Raw genomic sequence first — 20,008 nt, forward strand, 5'->3', positions numbered from 1 at the left:
TGGAATACAAACCGGGCCAGTCGGTCGACTGGAATTTGATAGCGCTTACACCACATACGTTGTTTACAGGCTCCCGGAAACGGCCATCGAATCCACGTTACCGTTTCAAAAATTCCTGTAAACGTAGTGTGCCGTCGCCCAGCATAATTTGCTGAGCCGAATAGGCCTCCCGAAAGCTTTTGAAATTTTCGACGGTATAAGGCATGGTCATGGGGGCGAAATGAGCGGTTCCAATGGAGCTACCTTCAGTGAGCAGACGGGCTTCGAGCTGGTCGGCCCGGCCGAGTGCTGTTTGACCCATTCCGCCCTGAGGAGCCGTGGCCCCTGCGAAAATCAAGACATTATTGGCTTTATTATAGAGAAATTCTGTACCCAGATTAGGGCTGTTGTCAATAGCGGCTGTATTACAGGAGTGTTCAAGCAAAAAGACAGGTTTGATAGCGGCCCGGCGGGCATAGTTTACATCAATCAAAATACTTCCCCACTCGTTAAAACTACCAAACGAAACCGTGTTTCCATGCGCCCCGATACTGGCAACGTCATATTTGTTGGTGAGCATTTCCTGTTCATAGCTCACCTGCGAGGTTGGAAACCTGGCCAAATCACCCAGTGTATTGTCGATACCTACGTAAAAGTTACCGCGCTTTGCCAAATCTGTATAATATTCGTCGCGGATAATCTTGTACTGGCTGGCATACAGGGCTTCTGTCGTGATTCGACTGCCCAGAACAGGCTTAGTGAACCCTTTCTGAAGCTGAGTTACCTGCGTTCGGTAAGCATGGTTTTTAGTAAGATAGTCCCGAATGGAGGCAATGGTTTGGGCTTTACTCTGGTAAAAAGGTAAAATAGACGTCCAGATTTCAGTTTCAACCCGCCCCGTGTGTGCATCAATGGCCATGTTTGCGGGTTGACCTGCGTTCGTAAACAGCCCATCGAGGTCCATGTAAAACTGCATTGAAAGTCCCCGGTAGGTTGTCGACGGCGGGTAGATGTATTGAGCGGACGGGATGGGCGTTTGTCCAACAAAAAGCACACCTTCCAGCCGAGGCGTCAGGTCCGTAAAATAAGTCTGAATTCGTTTTCGTAAGTCAACAGGTTGCTGTTCAAGTCTGGAATGTATAACGACCCGGTATCCCTCATTGACCATGTCGTTGAACCAGACATTAAGCGATCGGTGCAGGTCTTTTACCAGCGTGGTGTCCAGTACTACCACTACAGATTGCTGAAAGTTTCCCTGCGGATTTATCCGTACTTCTTTTTGTAGGGATTTTTTATTGCCTTTCGCATCAGAAGCAGTCAGGGTGACATAATAAATCCCCATTTGGGCATACTGGTGTGTAGGTTCAGCTTCACCGGAAACAGCGCCGTCACCAAAATCCCAGACGTAAATGGTAGCATTTTGCGAGCTGTTTTTAAAGCGTATAGCGCTATTGGTTACGTATTTCTCTGCGCTATAGGAGAAGTCAGCCTCAACGGGCAAAACCGGCACGGATGGCGTTGGTGCATTCTTTGCAGGCTGACATTGAACCAAGCCAAACATCGCCAGAAACGAACACAATACAACTACTAAGCGGCACTTGTTGACTCGTAAGAAATAATAGTACGTCATGGCTATAACGGCTTTATTGAGGTAAACCTGGTTGTCTGCTTGTCCAGATTGTGTGGCCAGTGCCGGAACGGAACAGCATCGCTACACCGCATTAGAATAGAGAAGCAATCCCCTGATCTATTTTTTCAGAAAGACGCTCATTTTCGGGTCTGATTGATTTTGGTAGGTAAGTTATACGCCCAATCGAGGGTGTGCCGCATCCGGGTGCGCTGGTCGAAGGTGAAGCAGCCCGAACTCGGTACGCCATAATCCATGATATTCGTCCCCAGAAACCTCACCCCCGAACAAGCGGTGCGAACAATGCCTTTGTTGACCTCTTCGAACAAAAAAACGGGCGTATCGGCGCAGTAATCCAGATCCTGATTACAGTTGCCCTCCTGAAAGACGTGTATTAGCGACAGGCAATGCCCCAGTTCATGCGCAAACGCTGGAAAATAATTGACCGGGTCTATTCGAAAATCGCCGGGCCAATACACGCCATAGGTTGTTTTGGCCGAGGAGGCCGTAGCCGTGCCTATCCCTTTCAGCGGTTTATCAGCGGGTAGCGTTGGGTAGATGCCATTGGCGGCATTGGGGTACTTGGAATTGTATAAAAACACGTTCAGGTATCTGGTCGGGTTCCACGATGCTGCGAGTGCGTTTTTCACAACAAGCGGGTCGGAGCCGGTATCATACAGAGTGGGGTCGTCCGAGACCTTATTGAGTCCTTTCTTAGGCAATGTCCGGCCAGTAGGGTCGGTGTCGGCCAGATAAAATTCGATGTAGGTATTGACCGTGTTCGGATCGCGTTTGGGCGAGGTGTCGTCATAAAGTGCACCCGCATAGAGCTTGTTGACGTAGTCGATCATCTGCTGCAAATCGGCAGTGGTCCAGGTATCGTTTTTATACATCAGGTGAAAAACCAACGGGATACGAACCGTCTCAAAAACGGCGTCTTTTCGGGCATTCACGACCAGTGTATTGCTCGAAATGCCGTAGCCTTTTGCCTGAATTTCGTGCGGTCCTTCGCCGGTTGTTTTAAAGACTGCCGATGTCAGTTCGGAGCCGTTGTCGTACAGCTTGATGGCACTGGCTGCCGGAATGGGAGTACCGGCTTTATCATACAGCGTAACATCAAAGGCCAGCGCCGACTTCCCGTTGGCAAGCATCCCGAGCATACCACCTGCCAGACCGTCTTTCAATTTCAGTTCCAGCCGATAATCAGGATTTTCTTTCACCGTCAGCGACTTAGTCATTTTCTGACTGCCGCCGGGTCCGGTAGCAGTCAGCGTCACGGTAAACGTCCCCTTTTGGTGAAAAATATGTTTGGGCGATGCCTCTGTAACGGGCGTGGTACCGTCGCCAAAGTCCCATGCGTAGGCAGTCGCGTTTTGGGATATGTTGGTAAACGTCAGAGCGGCCGGGGCATAATACTCTCCTTCAGCGAAGGTAAAGCTGGCTATGGGTGCGGGTTTAGGCTGTGGGGCAGTTTCTGTTTTCCGGGTACAGCTTCCCAAAGCCATCCAAAGGAAAACGTACAGGATTTTTTTCATGATAACGCACAGTTACGATCACCTCCCAGCCTATCTATGGATTGATAGGCTGGAAAATGGGTGAATAGAAGCAGACTTGGTAAGACGAAACTACCAGCAACAACCAGGCTTGTCAGTAAATACGCAACAACTGGTCACTTCATCGAACCACTGGTCGTTTTGTCAAATAACTGGCTAGCGTCCAAACCACTGCCGAAGCTTTTCGACAAGGCTATCGGATTGATTGACGTCGGCTTGAGCACTGTTGTTCAGATAATGGCGCAGCTCCTGCCCACCCCGGCGCGAGGCATAGCGGACGCTGCCATCGGTAAGGGTTACGCTCAGTTCGGCGTGGTTGTAGCGCCGGACATACGCCAGATTCACGATCTCACTCTGACTGATGGGGAAAAAGTTGTAATCCTTGACCAACAACTCACTATAATGCCCAAGATTACGCATAGCTGCCAGCCGGGAATTAGTATTCAGGAAACACCAGGTTACAGTGCCGTCAGCTTCGCAACGCACCAGGTCTTTTATGTCGACGAACTCAATAATGCCGCGTGCCAGATGCAGGGCTATGCGGCCCGTATCGCGTGGGGCTCCTTGTTGAAGCAGCGTCAGCATAAACTCAATCTGTTGCCGGTATTGCTGTTTATGCAGTTGTTGCCCCGCCTTTTCAATAGCCCGGCAGAGTTTTTCGGGGTCGATGGGCTTATTCAGGAAATCAATGGCCGAGTACTCAAAAGCCCGCGTAGCGTAATCATACCGGGCTTCACCCGTTAGAAAAATCACTTCGAAATCCAGGTTATCGGCCTGTTGTAAGCGGCTCAGTATATCAAAACTGGTTCCTCTCCGAATGCCAATGTCAAGAATAAGAAGGCCGGGGCGTTGTTGCATAATCAGGTCGAAGCCGCTATCAACGCTGTCGGCATTACCAAGAACGTCCACCTGTGGGCAATACCGCCGTAGCATATTCTTCAGATTAACCAGATTGTCAGGAACGTCTTCAATCAATACGGTTTTGATGGGTAGCATAAAAAGCTAAAAAATAGTGTGGATAGTTAGTAGGCTTTGGGTGTATAATTAATAATAAGATCGACCAGCGTTCCTCCGGCTGGCCGGTCGCTGGTTGTCAGGCTAATGTGATACCCCATCTGATTTAACAGATCGATGCGTTTTTTTACCAGTCCGCTTCCCCTTGATACGTACGGCTTGATGGAGGTGGCCTGCTGCCGCCGGGCGCCTTCCCGCCCAACGCCATCGTCGTCAATTTGAATACACAGCCGGTCGTCGTCTTCCGGCCAGATGCGGATGCTCAAGTGGCCGTTCGTTTCTTTGTATAGCAAGCCGTGTTTGATGGCGTTTTCGACGAAGGGTTGTATCAGCATGGGTGGTATGGACCACATGCTCGTTACCAGCGCCGGGGCAATGTCGAATGAGTACGTGAAGCGGTCGCGGTATTGCAGGTGCTCGAACTCGACGTACATCTGTAACATTTCCAGCTCTTTATCCAGCTTGACTTCCGTTTCAGCCGACCGGCTCTTGGGCATTTCGGAGCGAACGGACGATTCCAGAAATCCCCGGATAAGCTGGGCTAGCCGGAGTAGTCCCCGATTGGCCTGTTCAAGATCGTTGGTCAGAATCATCCGCTGGAGCGTTCCGAGCACATTGAAAACAAAATGCGGGTTGAGCTGGGCCTGAAGTGTTTGTACCTGCAGAAATAACAGTTGCTGCTCCTGCTGCTGCAAACGAAGGCTATTCTGGCGGCTTCGGAGGTAAACATAGCCCAGAGATACCGTCAGCAGGCCTATAATACCGGCCGCCAGATACGGAAACATGGGCCACTGCCAGACCGGCAATGACACCCGGAACCGAAGCCGGGCCACAGTCTCACCCGATTCGACGAGGTCGCCGGTTTGCGTTTTTAATTCGATGGTGTGTAAGCCGGGCGGCAAATTGGTCATGGTAACCTGATTGTTGGTTTGCCAGCCACTCCAGTTGTCGCTGATACCCGGAATCCGATAGCTGAACTGCGTGCGCAAAGGCTTGTTGACGCCAATGGCCTCGAAGCCAACGGCCAGGGTATTCTGTCCATGAGGCAGCACCGCCACCGAGTCGGGGGTTCGACGCCGGAAGGGTATCCGTTTGGTATTTATGGATGTAAAATACGTTCGGATAGAGTTAGGCGACAGGTTCAGACGCCTGGGGTCAATCTGGGTCAGCCCGGTACCGGTAGACAGCCAGACAATCCCTTTGGCGTCTTTGAAAACCCCCTGTTCAACAGGCTCAATACCCAGAAAACCGTTTCGGCTTGTAAAAAGCTGAAACCTTGCTTTCCCCGTAGCGTAAAATGTCGGTAAATCGAGAATATATACGTTTTGCGAATCGGTAATTAACAAGTGAGTGGAATCCAGAAGAGCCACATTATAAATGATGTTCTGCAGGAGGTTTGTTTGCAGCGCAATGAAGGCACCTTTTTGTTGGTCGAAGTACAAACAACCGCCTTCGCCGGTACCCAGCCAAAGCGTACCCCGCGCATCCCGACACATACTCAGTATACCTCTGGCGGGGAGTTTTTTGCTTAATGCCGGGTACTGCCTGGTTACCTTGGTGTCGAAATCATAATGCGTCAGGCCGGTGCTCCCGATCCAGTAATTGCCCCGCTCGTCTTCCAGCGTGGAGATGTAGGGGCCGGGCAGCAGACCATCTTTTTCTGTCAAAGAGCGAACAGCGCGATAAGGTGGCTTTATTGAATAGAAGTCGACTTGTTTTACCCGAGAGGCAAGCACCAGGTTGCGTTGTGTGCCATTCAGTAAGTAGACAACCGGGTTATCGGTATCGGTTTTGGTCTCAACGTGACTAAACGTGTTGCCATCACCATGATGTAACATATGCGACCCGTAGCTAATCCAGAGCGCCTTCCGATTATCCAGCACCGAGGCCGATTCCTCCCAATGATTAATAAAGGCAGGATCGCGCTGCTTCACCAGTTGTTCGTAGCCCGATACCCTGCTCAGGTTGCCATCCCTTAGCTGTTGGATGGGGCCGGTATTGTTAACAATCCAGAATACTCCTGGAGACCGCTCAAGAACAGCGCGGGGTGCCGGTATTGTCTGTTCGGAGAAGTTCCTTATGCCATTGGTGAATACCCGCAGCAGCCCTTTTCTTGTCCCGATCCAGTAGCTAATTCCATCGGATGTGGCATGGAGTAATTCGCTCCCCGTCATTAGCAGGAAGGAATGGCGGCTACCCCGCTCCAGCAAATAAATGTTCCCCTTGTGGCTGTATACATAATCGAAGGGCACCGTTTGCAGGACCTCAACCGCAGCCGCCGTTAGTTTCAAAAAAGGTACCAAAGCCCTCCCCTGTCGGTAAAGCATCAATCGGCTTTTATCCGGCAGTTCACCGCCGAGAATGCTGTATCCGTTCGTCTCCGCAGTATAATTGGGAGTCGGCACCCCCGACAGTAGCGTAAGGTCTTTGGCAACCGGGGTAAGTTTTCCGTTGTCCAGCGAGAAAAGGCCCTGTTTTTCGAAGGAGATATACAGCTGTTTGCTGCGTTTATCCGAGACTAATCCCGTCGGTTTCCACCCGTTGGGTACCACTCTGGTGGTCTGCCAGGAAGATTTGACCAGTTGCGTAAGCTGATGATCGGGATAGGTCAGGGCGAAAAGCTGATCATGGTTATCAATGGCCATTGTGCCGGGGTCGATGAACCGTTCATGATGAAACGAGATAAGCGTATCCCCATCGAACCGAACAGCGCCCCGCAGGGAGGCAATCCATACATTACCTTTACGATCTTCCACAAAGCCGCCGATGTAGCTGCTGCCCACGCCATCGCGGGTACGGAAGTTTTTGAACTGTTCGCCATCAAACACTGAAAACCCATTCCGCGTACCGATCCAGATGTAGCCCCGGCTATCTTCGAATACCCGGAGAATCTGCATTTGCGGCAGTCCGTCGTGGTTGGTATACCGCGTAACGGGGTACTCCTGCCCGAATGTCAGTATACTTTGAAGCCCAAAAGCCATCAACAACAACCAGCGCAGCATCGTGTAAGCGTATTTTTTTCGGAACGGTAGGGAGGCAAGTTAATAAGGAGTAACGCTGAGAATCGGGAAAAGCAACAACCGGCCGATTTGCCAAACAACTGGCATAAAAACGATACATATCCGCTTATCACTCTGCTTAGACGGGCGCCCCCTGGGGCAGGTTTCGGTTTAGGCCGATTTTTAGGGGCCACAACTTCCGTCATCTCGCCCTCACAGGCCTTATTCGCCGGGAAAGCGCATCCCGATTCTGACCAATCTACCCATACCAAACTGCCTATACAACACAACTCCCGGCCATGTTACCATAGCCGGGAGCGTATAACTCTCAATATATCAATTCAAACTAGCTTCCGCACATTTCGCAGCCTTCGGGGTCGTCCAACAAGCAGGTCATGGCGGCATACTGCTGTTCGAGGTCCGTTACCATCGGTACAGATTAAGCAGCTATTGCTTGCACTTTCTGCTTCTGAAACTGTTCTGGCAGAGGGTGTTTGGTTATAAATTCATTGGCCTGAGCCAGCTTATCGGGGAATAGAACTTTACCGGTAAAGATATCATCCAGTAGGGCCTTCCCCTTTTGATTAGCAGCATACTGTTGTTCGAAGTCACTCTCATTCGACATATTGTTATTCCTGACGAGGTTTGACCGTTCCCCACCCTTCTGGCAATCCATTTTTCTCCAGAAAAGCCTTCGCTCTCGCGACTTTTTCGGGGAAAAGTACTTTATTTTCGTACTTATCCTCCAACGCAGAATCAACAATCAGGCTGATTTGAGGCAGTTTATTTTTTTTCGTTGCTACAGCTTTCATCCCTCTAATATACAGCTTATTTCCGTTTGATTAAAAAGGCAACAAACGGACCACCTTGTTCAAAAGCAACCCACTCACCAATTTCATTATATCCTCTTACATCATAAAGCCTCGATATTTCCTCCCAAAGCCGCTCGATTGTACGCTGATAAAGTATATTTCGAATGCCTGTACTTCCTTCGGCATACACTGCGGCCTCAGTATGCATATCTAAAAACGAAACTACTATAGAACCAACCGTTGCAAGTATCTTGTTTCGATCACCATTATTGGAAATTGATTTATCGTCCCACTCACCCGTAAGCGGATTAACATCGCCAAAACCAAGATTATAGATATAGCCATCTTCATCCAGCGATGTAAATTCAATTACTTTGAGAATAGCCCCGTTGTTTCCGATACTCACAAACTCAAAACGGTTATGAGCGTTAACAGTGCGCACCTCATACTTCTCTAACTGCATGGATCAACTTGATTACGGCAGATATAAAAACACAACTCCCGACCATGATTACCACAGCCGGGAGTTGAAAACTCTCAAAGTATCTATCTAAACTAGCTTCCGCACATCTCGCATCCTTCCGGATCGTCCAGCGAGCAGGTCATGGCGGCATACTGCTGTTCGAGGTCCGTTACCATCGGTACAGGTTGTGGAGTGGTGTTCTGGGCGTGATCTTTGGCGTATTGTACGTAATCGAGTGGCTTTTCCACTGTTACCACTTCGGCCATGACGGGCTCCAGTTGTGGCTCGGCCTGTGGCTGAACGACCGTGAACTTCACGGCGTCGGCAGCGGCTTTCGTACGGAGGTAATACATACCCGTTTTCAGGCCCGCTTTCCAGGCGTAGAAGTGCATCGACGTCAGTTTGCCAAAGTTCGAATCCTGAATGTGGATGTTCAGCGACTGCGACTGGCAAATGTACGCACCCCGATCGGCGGCCATGTCGATGATGTGCTTCTGCTTGATCTCCCAAACCGTTTTGTAGAGGTCTTTGATGTTCTGCGGAATGTTCGGAATCGCCTGGATCGAGCCGTTGGCCAGAATCAGGTTGTTCTTCATGGCATCGTTCCACAAGCCCAGCTTCACGAGGTCTTTCAGCAGGTGTTTGTTCACCACCACGAACTCGCCCGACAATACGCGACGGGTGTAGATGTTGCTCGTGTAGGGCTCAAAGCATTCGTTGTTACCCAGAATCTGCGAGGTCGACGCCGTTGGCATCGGTGCCAGCAGCAGCGAGTTCCGAACGCCGTGTTCAACCACATCCTTGCGGAGGCTGTCCCAATCCCAGCGATTCGACTTGGGCTTCACTCCCCACATATCGAACTGGAAGATACCCTGCGAGATGGGCGACCCTTTCCAGGTCTCATACGGACCAAACTCTTTGGCCTGCTCCATCGACGAGGTCATGGCACCAAAGTAGATCGTCTCGAAAATATCTTCGTTCAGGCGACGCGCTTCCTCCGATTCGAACGGCATTCGAAGCATAATGAAGGCATCGGCCAGACCCTGCACACCCAGCCCGATCGGCCGGTGGCGCATGTTGCTCCGGCGAGCCTCTTCGACAGGGTAATAGTTGATGTCGATGATCTTGTTGAGGTTGCGGGTGGCCGTTTTGGTCACTTCATACAACTTCTGGTGATCGAACCGCATAATGCCGTCCGTACCACGGGTGATAAACTTCGGCAGTGCAATCGACGCCAGGTTACAAACGGCGATTTCGTCGGGAGCCGTGTACTCGATGATTTCGGTACACAGGTTACTCGACTTGATAGTACCGAGGTTCTTCTGGTTCGACTTCTTGTTGGCGGCATCTTTGTACAGCATGTACGGTGTGCCGGTTTCGGTTTGCGATTCCAGAATTTTGAACCACAACTCCTGCGCCTTTATCGTTTTCCGCGCACGGCCTTCGCGCTCGTAGCGGGTATACAGTTCTTCGAACTCATCGCCGTAGCAATCGGCCAGACCGGGGCACTCGTGCGGGCAGAATAACGACCAGACGTCGTCATCTTCTACGCGTTTCATGAACAGATCAGGCGTCCAGAGGGCGTAGAACAGGTCGCGGGCGCGGCCTTCTTCTTTACCCGAGTTCTTTTTCAGATCCAGGAAGTCGAAAATATCGGCATGCCAAGGCTCCAGATAAATCGCGAACGAGCCTTTGCGCTTGCCACCACCCTGATCGACGTAGCGGGCGGTGTCGTTAAACACGCGCAGCATCGGCACAATACCGTTAGAGGTTCCGTTGGTGCCTTTAATGTACGTACCCGTAGCCCGAACATTATGAATGCTGAGTCCGATACCACCCGCCGACTGCGATATTTTGGCCGTTTGCTTGAGTGTATCGTAAATACCATCGATGGAGTCGTCCTTCATCGTCAGCAGGAAGCAGCTCGACATTTGTGGTTTTGGCGTACCGGCGTTGAACAGCGTTGGTGTAGCGTGCGTGAACCACTTTTCCGAAAGCAGGTTATACGTCTCGATGGCCGAGTCGATATCTTCCTGGTGAATCCCAACCGCTACCCGCATCAGCATATGCTGCGGCCGTTCGGCAATGCGGCCGTCGAGTTTCAGCAGGTATGATTTCTCGAGTGTTTTGTAGCCAAAGTAATCGTAACCGTAATCCCGGTCGTAAATGATGGTCGAATCCAGCAACGCAGCATGCTGGCGAACCACGTCATACACCTCTTTGGAGATCAGGGATGCATTTTCGCCGGTTTTCGGGTCTTCGTACTGATACAGTTTCTTGATGGTGCCGGAGAACGATTTATTCGTTTCCTTATGCAGGTTCGAAATAGCGATACGGGCCGCCAGAATAGCATAGTCCGGATGTTTGGTGGTCATCGACGCGGCTGTTTCGGCAGCCAGGTTATCGAGTTCGGTGGTTTTAACGCCATCGTAGAGACCACTAACGACCTTCACGGCTACCTCTACCGGTTGTACATAAGCGGGGTCGAGACCATAGCAAAGCTTCTCGATCCGGGCCGTGATTTTGTCGAACTTAACCGACTCCCGGCGTCCATCGCGTTTGACTACAAACATGAGCGTTTGGGTTAGTTTTAATGTATGAAAAAATGATAAATTCGGTAAATGATCTAAACAAAAGGGCTTTGGCTGCGTCGTAAGCGCCTTTCATCCCTTGGGCGACATTCATCAGGAAATTGATCGGGCAAATTCAACAACGGTTGACTGCTATCACTGAAATAGAACGGCGTCTTAAAGTTCTTTTGAAATAGACGGAAAAGCAACCCGGATGGTTCGGGGATTTCCAGAATTCATTGAAAGGTACAACTCTACCAGACAGGTTAATAAATTGTTAAGTCGTCAGTCTTAGCGACTTACCAATAGCCCATTGTTGTACTAGTCTTTGAAATAAAAAATTGAGATTTTATCGATTGGCCAGTAAGGCAAACTCCGCCCGGTACTGATTTATAGAGGAAGTATATTTCCATGGAAAAGTAAGAATAAACAGGGAAAGGCACAAGCCGGAATTACGCTAATATTAGGAAACGGCACTGATTTAGAGCGTTCATAATCAACTCCTAAAAGATGCCGAAAAAGACTTGGCTATTCAACGCAAACCCCGTACCTTTGCAATCCTTTTCGGTCGGAAACCGAGAAGATGACAAGAAACTGAGATTAATCATGAAAAAGGGCATTCACCCGGACTACCGCGAAGTGGTATTCCACGACCTGTCGAGCGACTACAAATTTTTGACTCGCTCTACCGTTCAAACAAGAGATACAATCGAGTACGAAGGACAGACCTATCCGCTCGTTAAAATTGAAGTTAGCTCGCAGTCGCACCCGTTCTATACGGGCAAGAATGTACTGCTCGACACCGCCGGTCGTGTGGACAAGTTCCGCAAGCGTTACGGTACCAAAGAAAGCACTACGCCAACCTCGACGGCCCAGTAGTCCTTTATCGGGTGCCAACAGAAAACTCCCCCGCTGCGGTCAAACGCGACGGGGGAGTTTTTTTATGTCTGGTTTATCAGAACGTTGGGACACGGTTATTGCCAACGAAGTAAATATCCGCCATTGTCCCTACTGAATCTGTGGCAGCGACCAGTTTTTGCGGATGGCCACGAGCCGGAACACAGTAATCAGAACGACAGAGGCTATGAATAGTACAGTCGGGTCGATGGGTAACGACCGGCCAAGTTGATAAAAAAGCGCTCCTGCCAGACAGGGCGTGGCGTAGAGTTGTTTGCTGAAGATAAGAGGAAGGTCGTTGACCAGCGTATCCCGGATGACGCCCCCGAACAAGGCAGAAATAACGCCCAGCAGCACGGCGGCCCAGCCGTTTACACCCAACGCCAGCGCTTTTTGCATCCCCAGTATGGTGTAGATTCCAACCCCGAGCGTATCGAAAACGAGCAGGGGTCGTTGCAAAGTACCCAGCCACCATTTCCGGCATAGTACAGCCAGAATCACGCTGCCGATGATAACGATCAGGTAATTCGGGTCGTGTATCCAGGCAATGGGGTGTGCCCCTATAATGATATCGCGCAAGGTGCCACCACCCACGGCCGTTACGAACCCGATGAAGAAGAGGCCCAACAGGTCGTGGTACATCTTCTTGCTCAACGCCGATAAAGCTCCCGAAATAGCAAAGACGCCTGTACCCACCAAATCCGTTATATACCAGATCGTCATAGAAGAAATGAGTTCGTTATTTACAACCCGATTGAGTTGGCAACTGCCCGCAAAAGAAATCAGAAAAGCCGGTATTTTATACCGCCGGAGTACAATCCAGTGTAACGTTGCCAGTGTTATAGGAAACCGCATCCTGGTGTCCTGTACATACCCGAAAACGCAGATTAGCGCGTGTTTAATACGATAATAAGTACTGAATCCTGCTGCCAAAGTCAGTAACAGGATAATGTTTCGTTCCGTTTAATGGTAGCGATCTGCGTTCTAGCGTTCTTTGCAGCATGGCGTTTATTCAGACAGATACCTTTACAATACGCGGTTATGAGTGCGATGCTTTCGGGCGAATGAGCCTGCCGGCCCTGATGAACCTGATGCAGGAGTCGGCGAACCGGAATGCCATCGACTACGGCATTGGCATTGCCGATCTGGCCCAGCGGGGGGTCGGCTGGATGCTGATGCGCTTCTGCCTTCGGATGCACCAGTACCCGCGCTACGGCGATACCATACACCTGATGACCTACCCGACCACGGTAGAGAAGTACTTCATTCACCGCGACTTTCGGGTGCTGGCCGAAGATGGTACATTACTAGCCGATGCCGGGAGTATATGGCTGGTGTTCAGCATGGAAAAGCGGAGCATGGTGCCCCTCCCCGATTTTATCCGGCAGCTGAGTCCGCCCGCTAACGTCGAGCCACTGCCTCTGCTACCCCTTAAACCTGATTTCCAGGCATTACCGTTTATTCCGTCAGAAACCAGGCCCGTAGAGGTGGGGTGGCTGAGCATCGACCAGAATCAGCACGTCAACAATGTGGCGTATGTGCAGTGGTTAATCGAATCCATAAATACAGATACCCTGCAAACGCGGGAAATTGCCGAAATTGATTTAGTTTACAGGACCGAAAGCCATTGGCACGATTGGCTGGACGTGCAGACTGCCGCCGAAACTCCGGATACGCTGTTGCACCGGATCGTACAAACCGAATCGGGTAAAGATGTGATCCTGGCAAGAAGCCGGTGGCGTTAATTTCTAAAGAAAATGACTACTTCACCAACCACCCAAACCCTCGACGCTGTACTGGATGGCCTCATGAGCCGGTACAGCGAACGCGTTCCCGATGTCCGTAAAGTTATTGACGCCATGATCGGCGCGGGGATTATCCAGTCGGCAGAGGAGATCGAGAACGACCATATCGCCTTTCGGACAATGGGCGTACCGAACTTAGGGCTAGCTTCGTTCGGGAAGATTTTTGCGCATTATGGCTACGAACGACGGGACGAGTTCAACTTCACCGGCAAGAAACTAACCGCTTATTGGTATAGCCCCCCGCAGCCACACTATCCCCGCATATTTGTCAGTGAACTGCGTGTGCATGAACTGTCGGACGAAGCGCAGCGCATCATTCATAAATACACCGATACCGTCACGAGCGACCCCGTCGACTCGCTGGATCTGGACGATGCCGAAGCCGTAGACCGCTTTCTGCACCAGCCTCTCTGGCAAACGCCCACCCTGGCCGACTACCAAACGCTACTGACCGAGAGTGAGTATGCCGCCTGGGTGATTTATAACCGCTACTACCTCAACCACTTTACCATCAGCGTACACAACCTCAAGCCGGGTTATAACACCATCGATGAGTTCGTCGCTTTTCTGGAGAGCAACGGCTTACGGCTCAACTCAGCGGGGGGCACCATAAAAGTGAGTCCGGATGGCGGCTTACGTCAGGCGTCTACCGTGGCCCAGATGATCGACGCTGAGTTTGCCGGGGGCGACGTGTTCCGCATTGCGGGCTCCTACGTTGAATTTGCCGAACGGCGTGTCCTGCCCGAGTTTCAGCACCTGCCCGCCGATCAGATTGCCCGTCAGCACCGGCGTGAAGGCTTCGAAACGGGAAACGCCGACAAGATTTTTGAAAGTACGTTTACTACCCAAACGGGTAGATAGTTTATTGTTCGATGTTTGAGCCCTTGTAACCCTTCACTCCATGAACACAAAATCTACCTTACTCTTTACGGGTCTGCTGCTTTGCAGTCTGCTTTCGCTGGCGCAGAAGCCCGCTCCGGTGGGTCTACAGTTGTATAGTTTCCGCAACCAGTTTGCGAAAGATGTACCGGGAACAATGGCCAAGGTGAAGGAGATGGGCTTTCGGGAAGCTGAAATCGCCGGAACCTACGGCCTGAGCTTAACCGACTTCCGCAAGTTGCTGGATCAGAATGGGATCAAAGCCATCAGTACGGGGGCGAGTTTTGAGGATCTGGATAACAATGTACCTAAGGTGCTGGCCGAAGCCAAAGCGCTGGGGGCTAAATACGTAGTCTGCACCTGGATTCCCCACGCGACCGATGCTCTAACGCTTTACGAAGCCGACCGGGCCATCGACGTGTTCAACACCGCCGGAAAGCTGCTGGCCGAAAATGGGATTACATTCTGTTACCACAACCACGGCTACGAATTTCAAACCTACAAAGACGGCACCTTCTTCGATTACCTGGCCGAAAACCTCGACCCGAAAACTGTCTATTTTGAAATGGATGTGTTCTGGGTGAAAGCCCCCGGCTATGATCCGGTAGCCCTCCTGCAGAAATACCCCAAGCGGTTCCTGCTCATGCACCTGAAAGACCGCAAACCCGGTACCCCCGACAGCAACAACGGCCGCTCGGATGTGGAATCGAACGTAACCCTCGGGCAAGGTGATGTTGGCATTGCAGCGATCATGAAACAGGCCAGAAAATCGGGCGTGAAGCATTACTTCATTGAAGATGAATCATCGCGCTCAATGGAGCAGATGATGCCCAGCCTGGCTTTTCTATCCGGCCTGAAGTAGCTAGGTTAACAGCCGGGCAACCTGCTCAATATCATCCGGCTCATGAAATGCACTGATCACGATGCGTGTGTTAGCCCGGTCGGCGGCAGTCGGGTATGCAAATGAGTAGATGAGTATGTTATGGTCGAGTAACCGGGCGTACAGCTCGTCGTGTTCAGTATAGAATACCGGATAGCCCGTAGCATGACGGAACAGACCCGAGGGTAGCAAGCGTTCTTCGGCCAGGCGAATGTTGCGCTGTAGTTGCGCCTGCCGTTCGGCATACAAGGTATCGGCGTGCAAATAGGCATCCAGACAAGCCGGAGCCATGGGCGAGCAGGCGCCAAAAAAAGCCGTTCCGCGCAGACTGGCTATCGTTTCCGCATCCGAGAAAACGGCCCCGCCCGGCAAACCCATTGCTTTAGCCAGTGAGGCCGTCACCAGTACACGAATCGGTCTGGTTCGGTGGTTTTCCGCTAAAGAGAGCTGCGGCCAGATACCCCGCCCGTTATTTAAAACCCCTATTCCGTGCGAATCATCGACGATCAGTGTAATCGATCTATCGTCGGGGAGGTCGTTTAGCCACGAAAAATCATAATAATCCGAGCAGACCGCGTCGAGGGAATTCATCAGGATGGCCACCGGTTCGGCGTCGAGCGCCCGTAGTTGGGCGGGGAGTTGGGCCGTCCAGTCGGCAAACGACAGTTGCGGCAATGAAACAACCGGCGAGTCCCAGAGAGCCGGGTGCGCCCCGGGTGCATACACAAACGTGGTCTGTTCCTGACGCAGCCAGTTGACAATAACCTGTCCGGCCATCATACCCGACGAGAGCGTAAGCGCGGCTCCCGCTCCGGTTCGGGTCGCTAGTTTGGCTTCGGCCTCTTCGTAAACGCCGAGCCGCAGATTACCGTTACGAGAACTGCCAAAAACCGTTCCGTAGCGGCTCATACTTTGGGCTACCAACTGTTGAAAGCCGGGGTGCTGGGGCATGCCGAGGTAGGCAGTGCCGCTGAAAAAAAGGTAATCGGTGCCGTTATGGGCGATGGTCCGGTTCGGCAGATGGTCGATGTGAATGCGTTCGTTCATTCGCTTGCCGGCAGGTTTACACCTGTTCCATTTTCAGCCGCATAGACAACGCGGCCATTCTCGAACGTAACCCCCGTTGCCGGATCATTTCCAATAAGCATCGCGCCATCCAGGTCGGCATAATCGAGTAACGGCAGCAGTTGCGAAATGGCCGAAATACCCACGCTCGATTCGGTCATGCAGCCAACCATTACGCGCAGCCCTAACTCGCGGGCACGGCTGATCATGCGCCGGGCGGGGGTTATACCTCCGCATTTGGTCAGCTTAATATTGACACCGTGAAAATAGCCCGCGCAACGGTCAACGTCGCTTTCGATAATGCAGCTTTCATCGGCAATGACTGGCAAGGCACTTTGCTCATACACAAGTTTTTCACCGGCCCAGTCGTCGGCGGGAAGCGGCTGCTCGATGAATTCGACGCCCAGTTCCTTCAGCACCCGCGATTTACGAATGGCATCGGCCGCCGTCCAGCCGCAATTGGCATCCACCCGGAATACCGCATTGGTATGCTCCCGGAGGGTGGTAACGAGGGTGATGTCTTTTTCGGGCCGTCCCAGTTTGATTTTATACAGTGGCCACGGACGTTCCTGCATTTTTTCGACCATCCGCTCGGGTGTGTCGAGGCCAATGGTATAGTCGGTCAGGGGCGCGTTGGCCGGGTTCAGGTTCCAGAGTTTGTAGAGAGGCTGCTGCTGTTGCTTCCCCCATAGGTCCCAGGCAGCCTGATCGAGCGCACAAAGGGCAAACGGGTTGTTCGCCAGATGCGGCTGCACATCGGCCCAGAAGATTTCGGGATTGGCGAGGGTATAGCTTTCGATGGTTTGTCGGAGGGCTTCCAGAGCGGCCACCATTCCGTCAATCGTGATGCCGTAATAACGGGTTGCGGTAGCTTCGCCAAATCCGCTGTATTCACCATCACGCAATTCGACAATGAGGGTTGGCTGCACATCGCGGCTATCGTGCGCGATGGTGAAGGTATGGTTCAGGCGAAGATCGACCCGATGAAAAAGCAATTGCATGCCGCAAAGGTAGGGAAAAGGTGGGAGAGGGAGGAAAGGTGGGAGAGGGAGGAAAGGGATGAGGGAAAAATGAGATATGTCCCTCTCCTCCCTTTCTTCCCCCTCGCCCCCTCCTCCTTTTCCCGCAATTGATGCGCAGAAGTAGCGATTGAACTGTTATCTTTGTGTATTACTTCGATTTAGCAATTCTCCCGCTATGAAATTTGGCGTTGTTGTTTTTCCCGGTTCCAACTGCGATCAGGACGCAGTCGATGCGCTGGAACTGATGGACCAGGAAGTCGTAAAACTCTGGCATAAAGATCATGACCTGCAAGGCTGCGATTTCATTATCCTGCCCGGCGGTTTCTCCTACGGCGACTATCTCCGGACGGGTGCCGTAGCGCGTTTTTCGCCAATCATGAACGAGGTGATTGCCCATGCCAACCGGGGCGGCTACCTGATGGGTATCTGTAATGGTTTCCAGATTCTGGCCGAAGCACGGCTGGTGCCGGGTGTTCTGCTGCAAAACAGCAGCCAGAAATACGTTTGCAAGAATATCTACCTGAAACCCGAATCGACCGACGCGCTGCTGACGGCGGGTCTGGATAAGCCTGCCTATAAAATACCGATTGCCCACGGCGATGGCCGGTACTTCGCCGACGCCGATACGCTAAAATCGCTGAACGATAATAACCAGGTGTTGTTCCGGTACTGCGACGAAAACGGTATCGTTACCGAAGCGTCTAACGCCAACGGAAGCCTGGAAAATATTGCGGGCGTAACCAACAAAAACAAGAATGTTTTCGGCATGATGCCCCACCCCGAGCGGGCCGCCGATCCTGTTCTCGGCAATACCGACGGTCGGCTCATTCTGGAGCAGATATTGAAGGCAGTGTTAGTATAAGAAGTGAGGAGTTAGTAGCGAGGAGTGAGGAGCCATCCGGTAGCACAGCGTGCTCCAGCCCTCCTCACTCCTCGCTACTAACTCCTCACTTCTTAAAGTACTTATGCGTTCGCTTCTTCCAGCACCGGATAATCGATGTAGCCTTTTTCTCCGGGGGTGTAAAAGGTTGAGAAATCAGGTTGATTCAACTCAGCACCCGTTTTCAGACGCTCTACCAGATCGGGGTTGGCAATAAACGGCCGACCAATAGCGATCAGATCGGCTTTTCCACTCGTCAGGGCTTCTTCTGCCCGCTCGGCATCGTAGCCTCCGCTCAGAATCAGCGAACCTTTGTAGTTTTCCCGAATGGCATCTACAATTGCCGGATCAACGGCCGGTGCGCCCATCGACTCGTGATCGACAAGATGCACGTACACGACATAATCCGACAGCTTTTGGGCTATGTAGTGATAGATTTTATCATCATTTGGTGAGTAAGGCATGTCGTTGAATACACCATAAGGCGACAAACGAATACCCGTTTTCTCTTTGCCGATAGCAGCCGAAATCTGCTCAGCAATCTCCAGCGCGAAGCGAGCATTGTTTTCAGCAGAGCCACCGTACTCATCGGTACGCTGATTCGATGTTGAGCGTAGAAACTGCTCAACCAGATAGCCATTGGCTCCGTGAATCTCCACCCCGTCGAAACCGGCTTCAACAGCGTTTTTAGCAGCCTGTACAAACTCCTGAACCGTCTGCTTTACTTCTTCCGTAGTCAGGGCACGTGGGGTTGGGTGGTCGAGCATACCGTCTGTATCGGTATAGATCTGCCCGGCCGCTGCAATGGCCGACGGCGCGATCACTTCGCCATTCTCGTGCATGTTAACGGGGTGCCCAACACGTCCGCTATGCATCAACTGCGCGAAGATCTTCCCGCCTTTGGCATGAACGGCATCAGTAACGTTTTTCCAACCGGCAATTTGCTCTTTTGTGTAGATACCCGGAACACGGGCGTAGCCATTCCCATTGGGTGAAGGCGCAATACCTTCTGTGATGATCAGACCAGCCGATGCCCGTTGAGCATAATAGGTAGACATAATGTCGGTTACAGCATGATCGGTTGTGGCGCGATTCCGAGTCATGGGAGCCATAACAAGGTGATTCTGAAGTGTCAGGTTGCCCAGCGTAGCCGCCGAAAAAAGTTTTTGTGCCATTGGTAGTGTCCGTAGAACTACGGGTTTGGTTGTCATATACGGACACAAAACCATTTCAAATATTTAAAAGTTTAAATGCTTATAAGAAAATTTTACGTCAGCTTGGACAGAAAGTCTGACAATTGACGTGTTGTGTTCTTGTTCAGGCGTAGATAAACGTTGCGCCCTTCTTTGGCAGCGATCACTAGTTCACTTTCGGTTAACAGCCTTACATGGTGTGAAACACAGGGCTGGGATAGTCCCGTAAGTTCTTGAATATCAGAAGGTGTCATGCTTTCGCGCTGTGCCAGTTCCAGCAAAATCGAGAGTCGGTATTTATCGGCAATTGCACCAGTTGCTTTCTCGCATGATTTAGAATCCATAGTACAAACGTAACCAAAAAGAGGTT

At 51.5% G+C, this 20,008-nt stretch carries 18 protein-coding genes; 5 read left to right on the forward strand and 13 right to left on the reverse strand.

Features of this window, described 5'->3' with window-relative positions; genetic code table 11:
• Window positions 1-97 precede the first annotated feature (97 nt).
• From ACYVJM_RS12575 to ACYVJM_RS12610, 8 genes are all read right to left on the reverse strand, one after another.
• Window positions 98-1,609, reverse strand: coding sequence for a PKD domain-containing protein (locus ACYVJM_RS12575; protein ID WP_461148571.1), 1,512 nt, complete (start codon window positions 1,607-1,609; stop codon window positions 98-100).
• A gap of 137 nt (window positions 1,610-1,746) precedes the next feature.
• A complete protein-coding gene (locus tag ACYVJM_RS12580) occupies window positions 1,747-3,141 on the reverse strand; it encodes a M43 family zinc metalloprotease (RefSeq protein ID WP_461148572.1) in 1,395 nt (464 codons plus the stop codon).
• 174 nt (window positions 3,142-3,315) lie between these two features.
• Complete coding sequence (locus tag ACYVJM_RS12585) at window positions 3,316-4,155, reverse strand: LytR/AlgR family response regulator transcription factor (RefSeq protein WP_461148573.1); 840 nt, start codon at window positions 4,153-4,155, stop codon at window positions 3,316-3,318.
• 26 nt (window positions 4,156-4,181) lie between these two features.
• Window positions 4,182-7,175, reverse strand: coding sequence for a two-component regulator propeller domain-containing protein (locus ACYVJM_RS12590; RefSeq protein WP_461148574.1), 2,994 nt, complete (start codon window positions 7,173-7,175; stop codon window positions 4,182-4,184).
• Between the two features lie 436 nt (window positions 7,176-7,611).
• Complete coding sequence (locus tag ACYVJM_RS12595; RefSeq protein ID WP_461148575.1) at window positions 7,612-7,797, reverse strand: hypothetical protein; 186 nt, start codon at window positions 7,795-7,797, stop codon at window positions 7,612-7,614.
• Window positions 7,798-7,801: 4 nt separating this feature from the next.
• Window positions 7,802-7,984 carry a hypothetical protein gene (locus ACYVJM_RS12600; protein WP_461148576.1) on the reverse strand — a complete coding sequence of 61 codons (183 nt, stop codon included), beginning with the start codon at window positions 7,982-7,984 and terminating at the stop codon, window positions 7,802-7,804.
• Window positions 7,985-8,000: 16 nt separating this feature from the next.
• Window positions 8,001-8,447 (reverse strand): DUF6934 family protein, encoded by a 447-nt coding sequence (locus tag ACYVJM_RS12605; protein WP_461148577.1) that lies wholly within the window; start codon window positions 8,445-8,447, stop codon window positions 8,001-8,003.
• 92 nt (window positions 8,448-8,539) lie between these two features.
• A complete protein-coding gene (locus ACYVJM_RS12610; RefSeq protein WP_461148578.1) occupies window positions 8,540-11,020 on the reverse strand; it encodes a ribonucleoside-diphosphate reductase subunit alpha in 2,481 nt (826 codons plus the stop codon).
• 603 nt (window positions 11,021-11,623) lie between these two features.
• Here ACYVJM_RS12610 and ACYVJM_RS12615 point away from each other — a divergent pair.
• Window positions 11,624-11,896, forward strand: coding sequence for a type B 50S ribosomal protein L31 (locus tag ACYVJM_RS12615; protein ID WP_461148579.1), 273 nt, complete (start codon window positions 11,624-11,626; stop codon window positions 11,894-11,896).
• A gap of 129 nt (window positions 11,897-12,025) precedes the next feature.
• Here the strand turns inward: ACYVJM_RS12615 and ACYVJM_RS12620 are convergent, their stop codons facing one another.
• The gene (locus tag ACYVJM_RS12620) at window positions 12,026-12,637 is read right to left on the reverse strand and encodes a trimeric intracellular cation channel family protein (protein WP_461148654.1); all 612 of its coding nucleotides are present in this window, start codon (window positions 12,635-12,637) and stop codon (window positions 12,026-12,028) included.
• 278 nt (window positions 12,638-12,915) lie between these two features.
• Here ACYVJM_RS12620 and ACYVJM_RS12625 point away from each other — a divergent pair, with 278 nt between their 5' ends.
• Genes ACYVJM_RS12625 through ACYVJM_RS12635 form a run of 3 tightly spaced genes read left to right on the forward strand, consistent with a single transcriptional unit; the run spans window position 12,916 to window position 15,460 of the window.
• The gene (locus ACYVJM_RS12625) at window positions 12,916-13,659 is read left to right on the forward strand and encodes an acyl-[acyl-carrier-protein] thioesterase (protein ID WP_461148580.1); all 744 of its coding nucleotides are present in this window, start codon (window positions 12,916-12,918) and stop codon (window positions 13,657-13,659) included.
• Between the two features lie 12 nt (window positions 13,660-13,671).
• Entirely contained in the window at window positions 13,672-14,580 is a 909-nt protein-coding gene (locus ACYVJM_RS12630; protein ID WP_461148581.1) for a 2-oxoadipate dioxygenase/decarboxylase family protein, read from the forward strand.
• A 40-nt stretch (window positions 14,581-14,620) separates the two neighbouring features.
• Window positions 14,621-15,460, forward strand: coding sequence for a sugar phosphate isomerase/epimerase family protein (locus ACYVJM_RS12635; protein ID WP_461148582.1), 840 nt, complete (start codon window positions 14,621-14,623; stop codon window positions 15,458-15,460).
• Here the strand turns inward: ACYVJM_RS12635 and ACYVJM_RS12640 are convergent, their stop codons facing one another.
• Together ACYVJM_RS12640 and ACYVJM_RS12645 are read right to left on the reverse strand one after the other, a co-directional pair.
• The gene (locus tag ACYVJM_RS12640) at window positions 15,461-16,525 is read right to left on the reverse strand and encodes an aminotransferase class I/II-fold pyridoxal phosphate-dependent enzyme (protein WP_461148583.1); all 1,065 of its coding nucleotides are present in this window, start codon (window positions 16,523-16,525) and stop codon (window positions 15,461-15,463) included.
• Entirely contained in the window at window positions 16,522-17,544 is a 1,023-nt protein-coding gene (locus ACYVJM_RS12645; RefSeq protein ID WP_461148584.1) for a dipeptide epimerase, read from the reverse strand. The genes ACYVJM_RS12640 and ACYVJM_RS12645 overlap by 4 nt, the downstream gene beginning before the upstream one ends.
• A gap of 196 nt (window positions 17,545-17,740) precedes the next feature.
• On the opposite strand from ACYVJM_RS12645, the gene purQ reads away from it, so the two are divergent.
• Entirely contained in the window at window positions 17,741-18,427 is a 687-nt protein-coding gene (gene purQ / locus ACYVJM_RS12650; RefSeq protein WP_461148585.1) for a phosphoribosylformylglycinamidine synthase subunit PurQ, read from the forward strand.
• 101 nt (window positions 18,428-18,528) lie between these two features.
• Here the strand turns inward: purQ and ACYVJM_RS12655 are convergent, their stop codons facing one another.
• Both ACYVJM_RS12655 and ACYVJM_RS12660 read right to left on the reverse strand, forming a co-directional pair.
• Window positions 18,529-19,620, reverse strand: a complete 1,092-nt coding sequence (locus tag ACYVJM_RS12655) for an alkene reductase (protein ID WP_461148586.1) — start codon at window positions 19,618-19,620, stop codon at window positions 18,529-18,531.
• A gap of 92 nt (window positions 19,621-19,712) precedes the next feature.
• Window positions 19,713-19,982 (reverse strand): ArsR/SmtB family transcription factor, encoded by a 270-nt coding sequence (locus ACYVJM_RS12660; RefSeq protein WP_012930789.1) that lies wholly within the window; start codon window positions 19,980-19,982, stop codon window positions 19,713-19,715.
• Between the last annotated feature and the right edge of the window lie 26 nt (window positions 19,983-20,008).

Source organism: Spirosoma pulveris, assembly GCF_054781875.1.

Bases quoted from the DNA above. Each gene is read 5' to 3' on its own strand.
- ACYVJM_RS12585 (WP_461148573.1), bottom strand. From the start codon at position 4,155: ATGCTACCCATCAAAACCGTATTGATTGAAGACGTTCCTGACAATCTG.
- ACYVJM_RS12645 (WP_461148584.1), bottom strand. From the start codon at position 17,544: ATGCAATTGCTTTTTCATCGGGTCGATCTTCGCCTGAACCATACCTTC.
- ACYVJM_RS12615 (WP_461148579.1), top strand. From the start codon at position 11,624: ATGAAAAAGGGCATTCACCCGGACTACCGCGAAGTGGTATTCCACGAC.
- ACYVJM_RS12660 (WP_012930789.1), bottom strand. From the start codon at position 19,982: ATGGATTCTAAATCATGCGAGAAAGCAACTGGTGCAATTGCCGATAAA.
- ACYVJM_RS12610 (WP_461148578.1), bottom strand. From the start codon at position 11,020: ATGTTTGTAGTCAAACGCGATGGACGCCGGGAGTCGGTTAAGTTCGAC.
- ACYVJM_RS12655 (WP_461148586.1), bottom strand. From the start codon at position 19,620: ATGGCACAAAAACTTTTTTCGGCGGCTACGCTGGGCAACCTGACACTT.
- ACYVJM_RS12625 (WP_461148580.1), top strand. From the start codon at position 12,916: ATGGCGTTTATTCAGACAGATACCTTTACAATACGCGGTTATGAGTGC.
- ACYVJM_RS12630 (WP_461148581.1), top strand. From the start codon at position 13,672: ATGACTACTTCACCAACCACCCAAACCCTCGACGCTGTACTGGATGGC.
- ACYVJM_RS12590 (WP_461148574.1), bottom strand. From the start codon at position 7,175: ATGCTGCGCTGGTTGTTGTTGATGGCTTTTGGGCTTCAAAGTATACTG.
- ACYVJM_RS12595 (WP_461148575.1), bottom strand. From the start codon at position 7,797: ATGTCGAATGAGAGTGACTTCGAACAACAGTATGCTGCTAATCAAAAG.
- ACYVJM_RS12640 (WP_461148583.1), bottom strand. From the start codon at position 16,525: ATGAACGAACGCATTCACATCGACCATCTGCCGAACCGGACCATCGCC.
- ACYVJM_RS12580 (WP_461148572.1), bottom strand. From the start codon at position 3,141: ATGAAAAAAATCCTGTACGTTTTCCTTTGGATGGCTTTGGGAAGCTGT.
- ACYVJM_RS12620 (WP_461148654.1), bottom strand. From the start codon at position 12,637: ATGACGATCTGGTATATAACGGATTTGGTGGGTACAGGCGTCTTTGCT.
- purQ (WP_461148585.1), top strand. From the start codon at position 17,741: ATGAAATTTGGCGTTGTTGTTTTTCCCGGTTCCAACTGCGATCAGGAC.
- ACYVJM_RS12635 (WP_461148582.1), top strand. From the start codon at position 14,621: ATGAACACAAAATCTACCTTACTCTTTACGGGTCTGCTGCTTTGCAGT.
- ACYVJM_RS12600 (WP_461148576.1), bottom strand. From the start codon at position 7,984: ATGAAAGCTGTAGCAACGAAAAAAAATAAACTGCCTCAAATCAGCCTG.
- ACYVJM_RS12575 (WP_461148571.1), bottom strand. From the start codon at position 1,609: ATGACGTACTATTATTTCTTACGAGTCAACAAGTGCCGCTTAGTAGTT.
- ACYVJM_RS12605 (WP_461148577.1), bottom strand. From the start codon at position 8,447: ATGCAGTTAGAGAAGTATGAGGTGCGCACTGTTAACGCTCATAACCGT.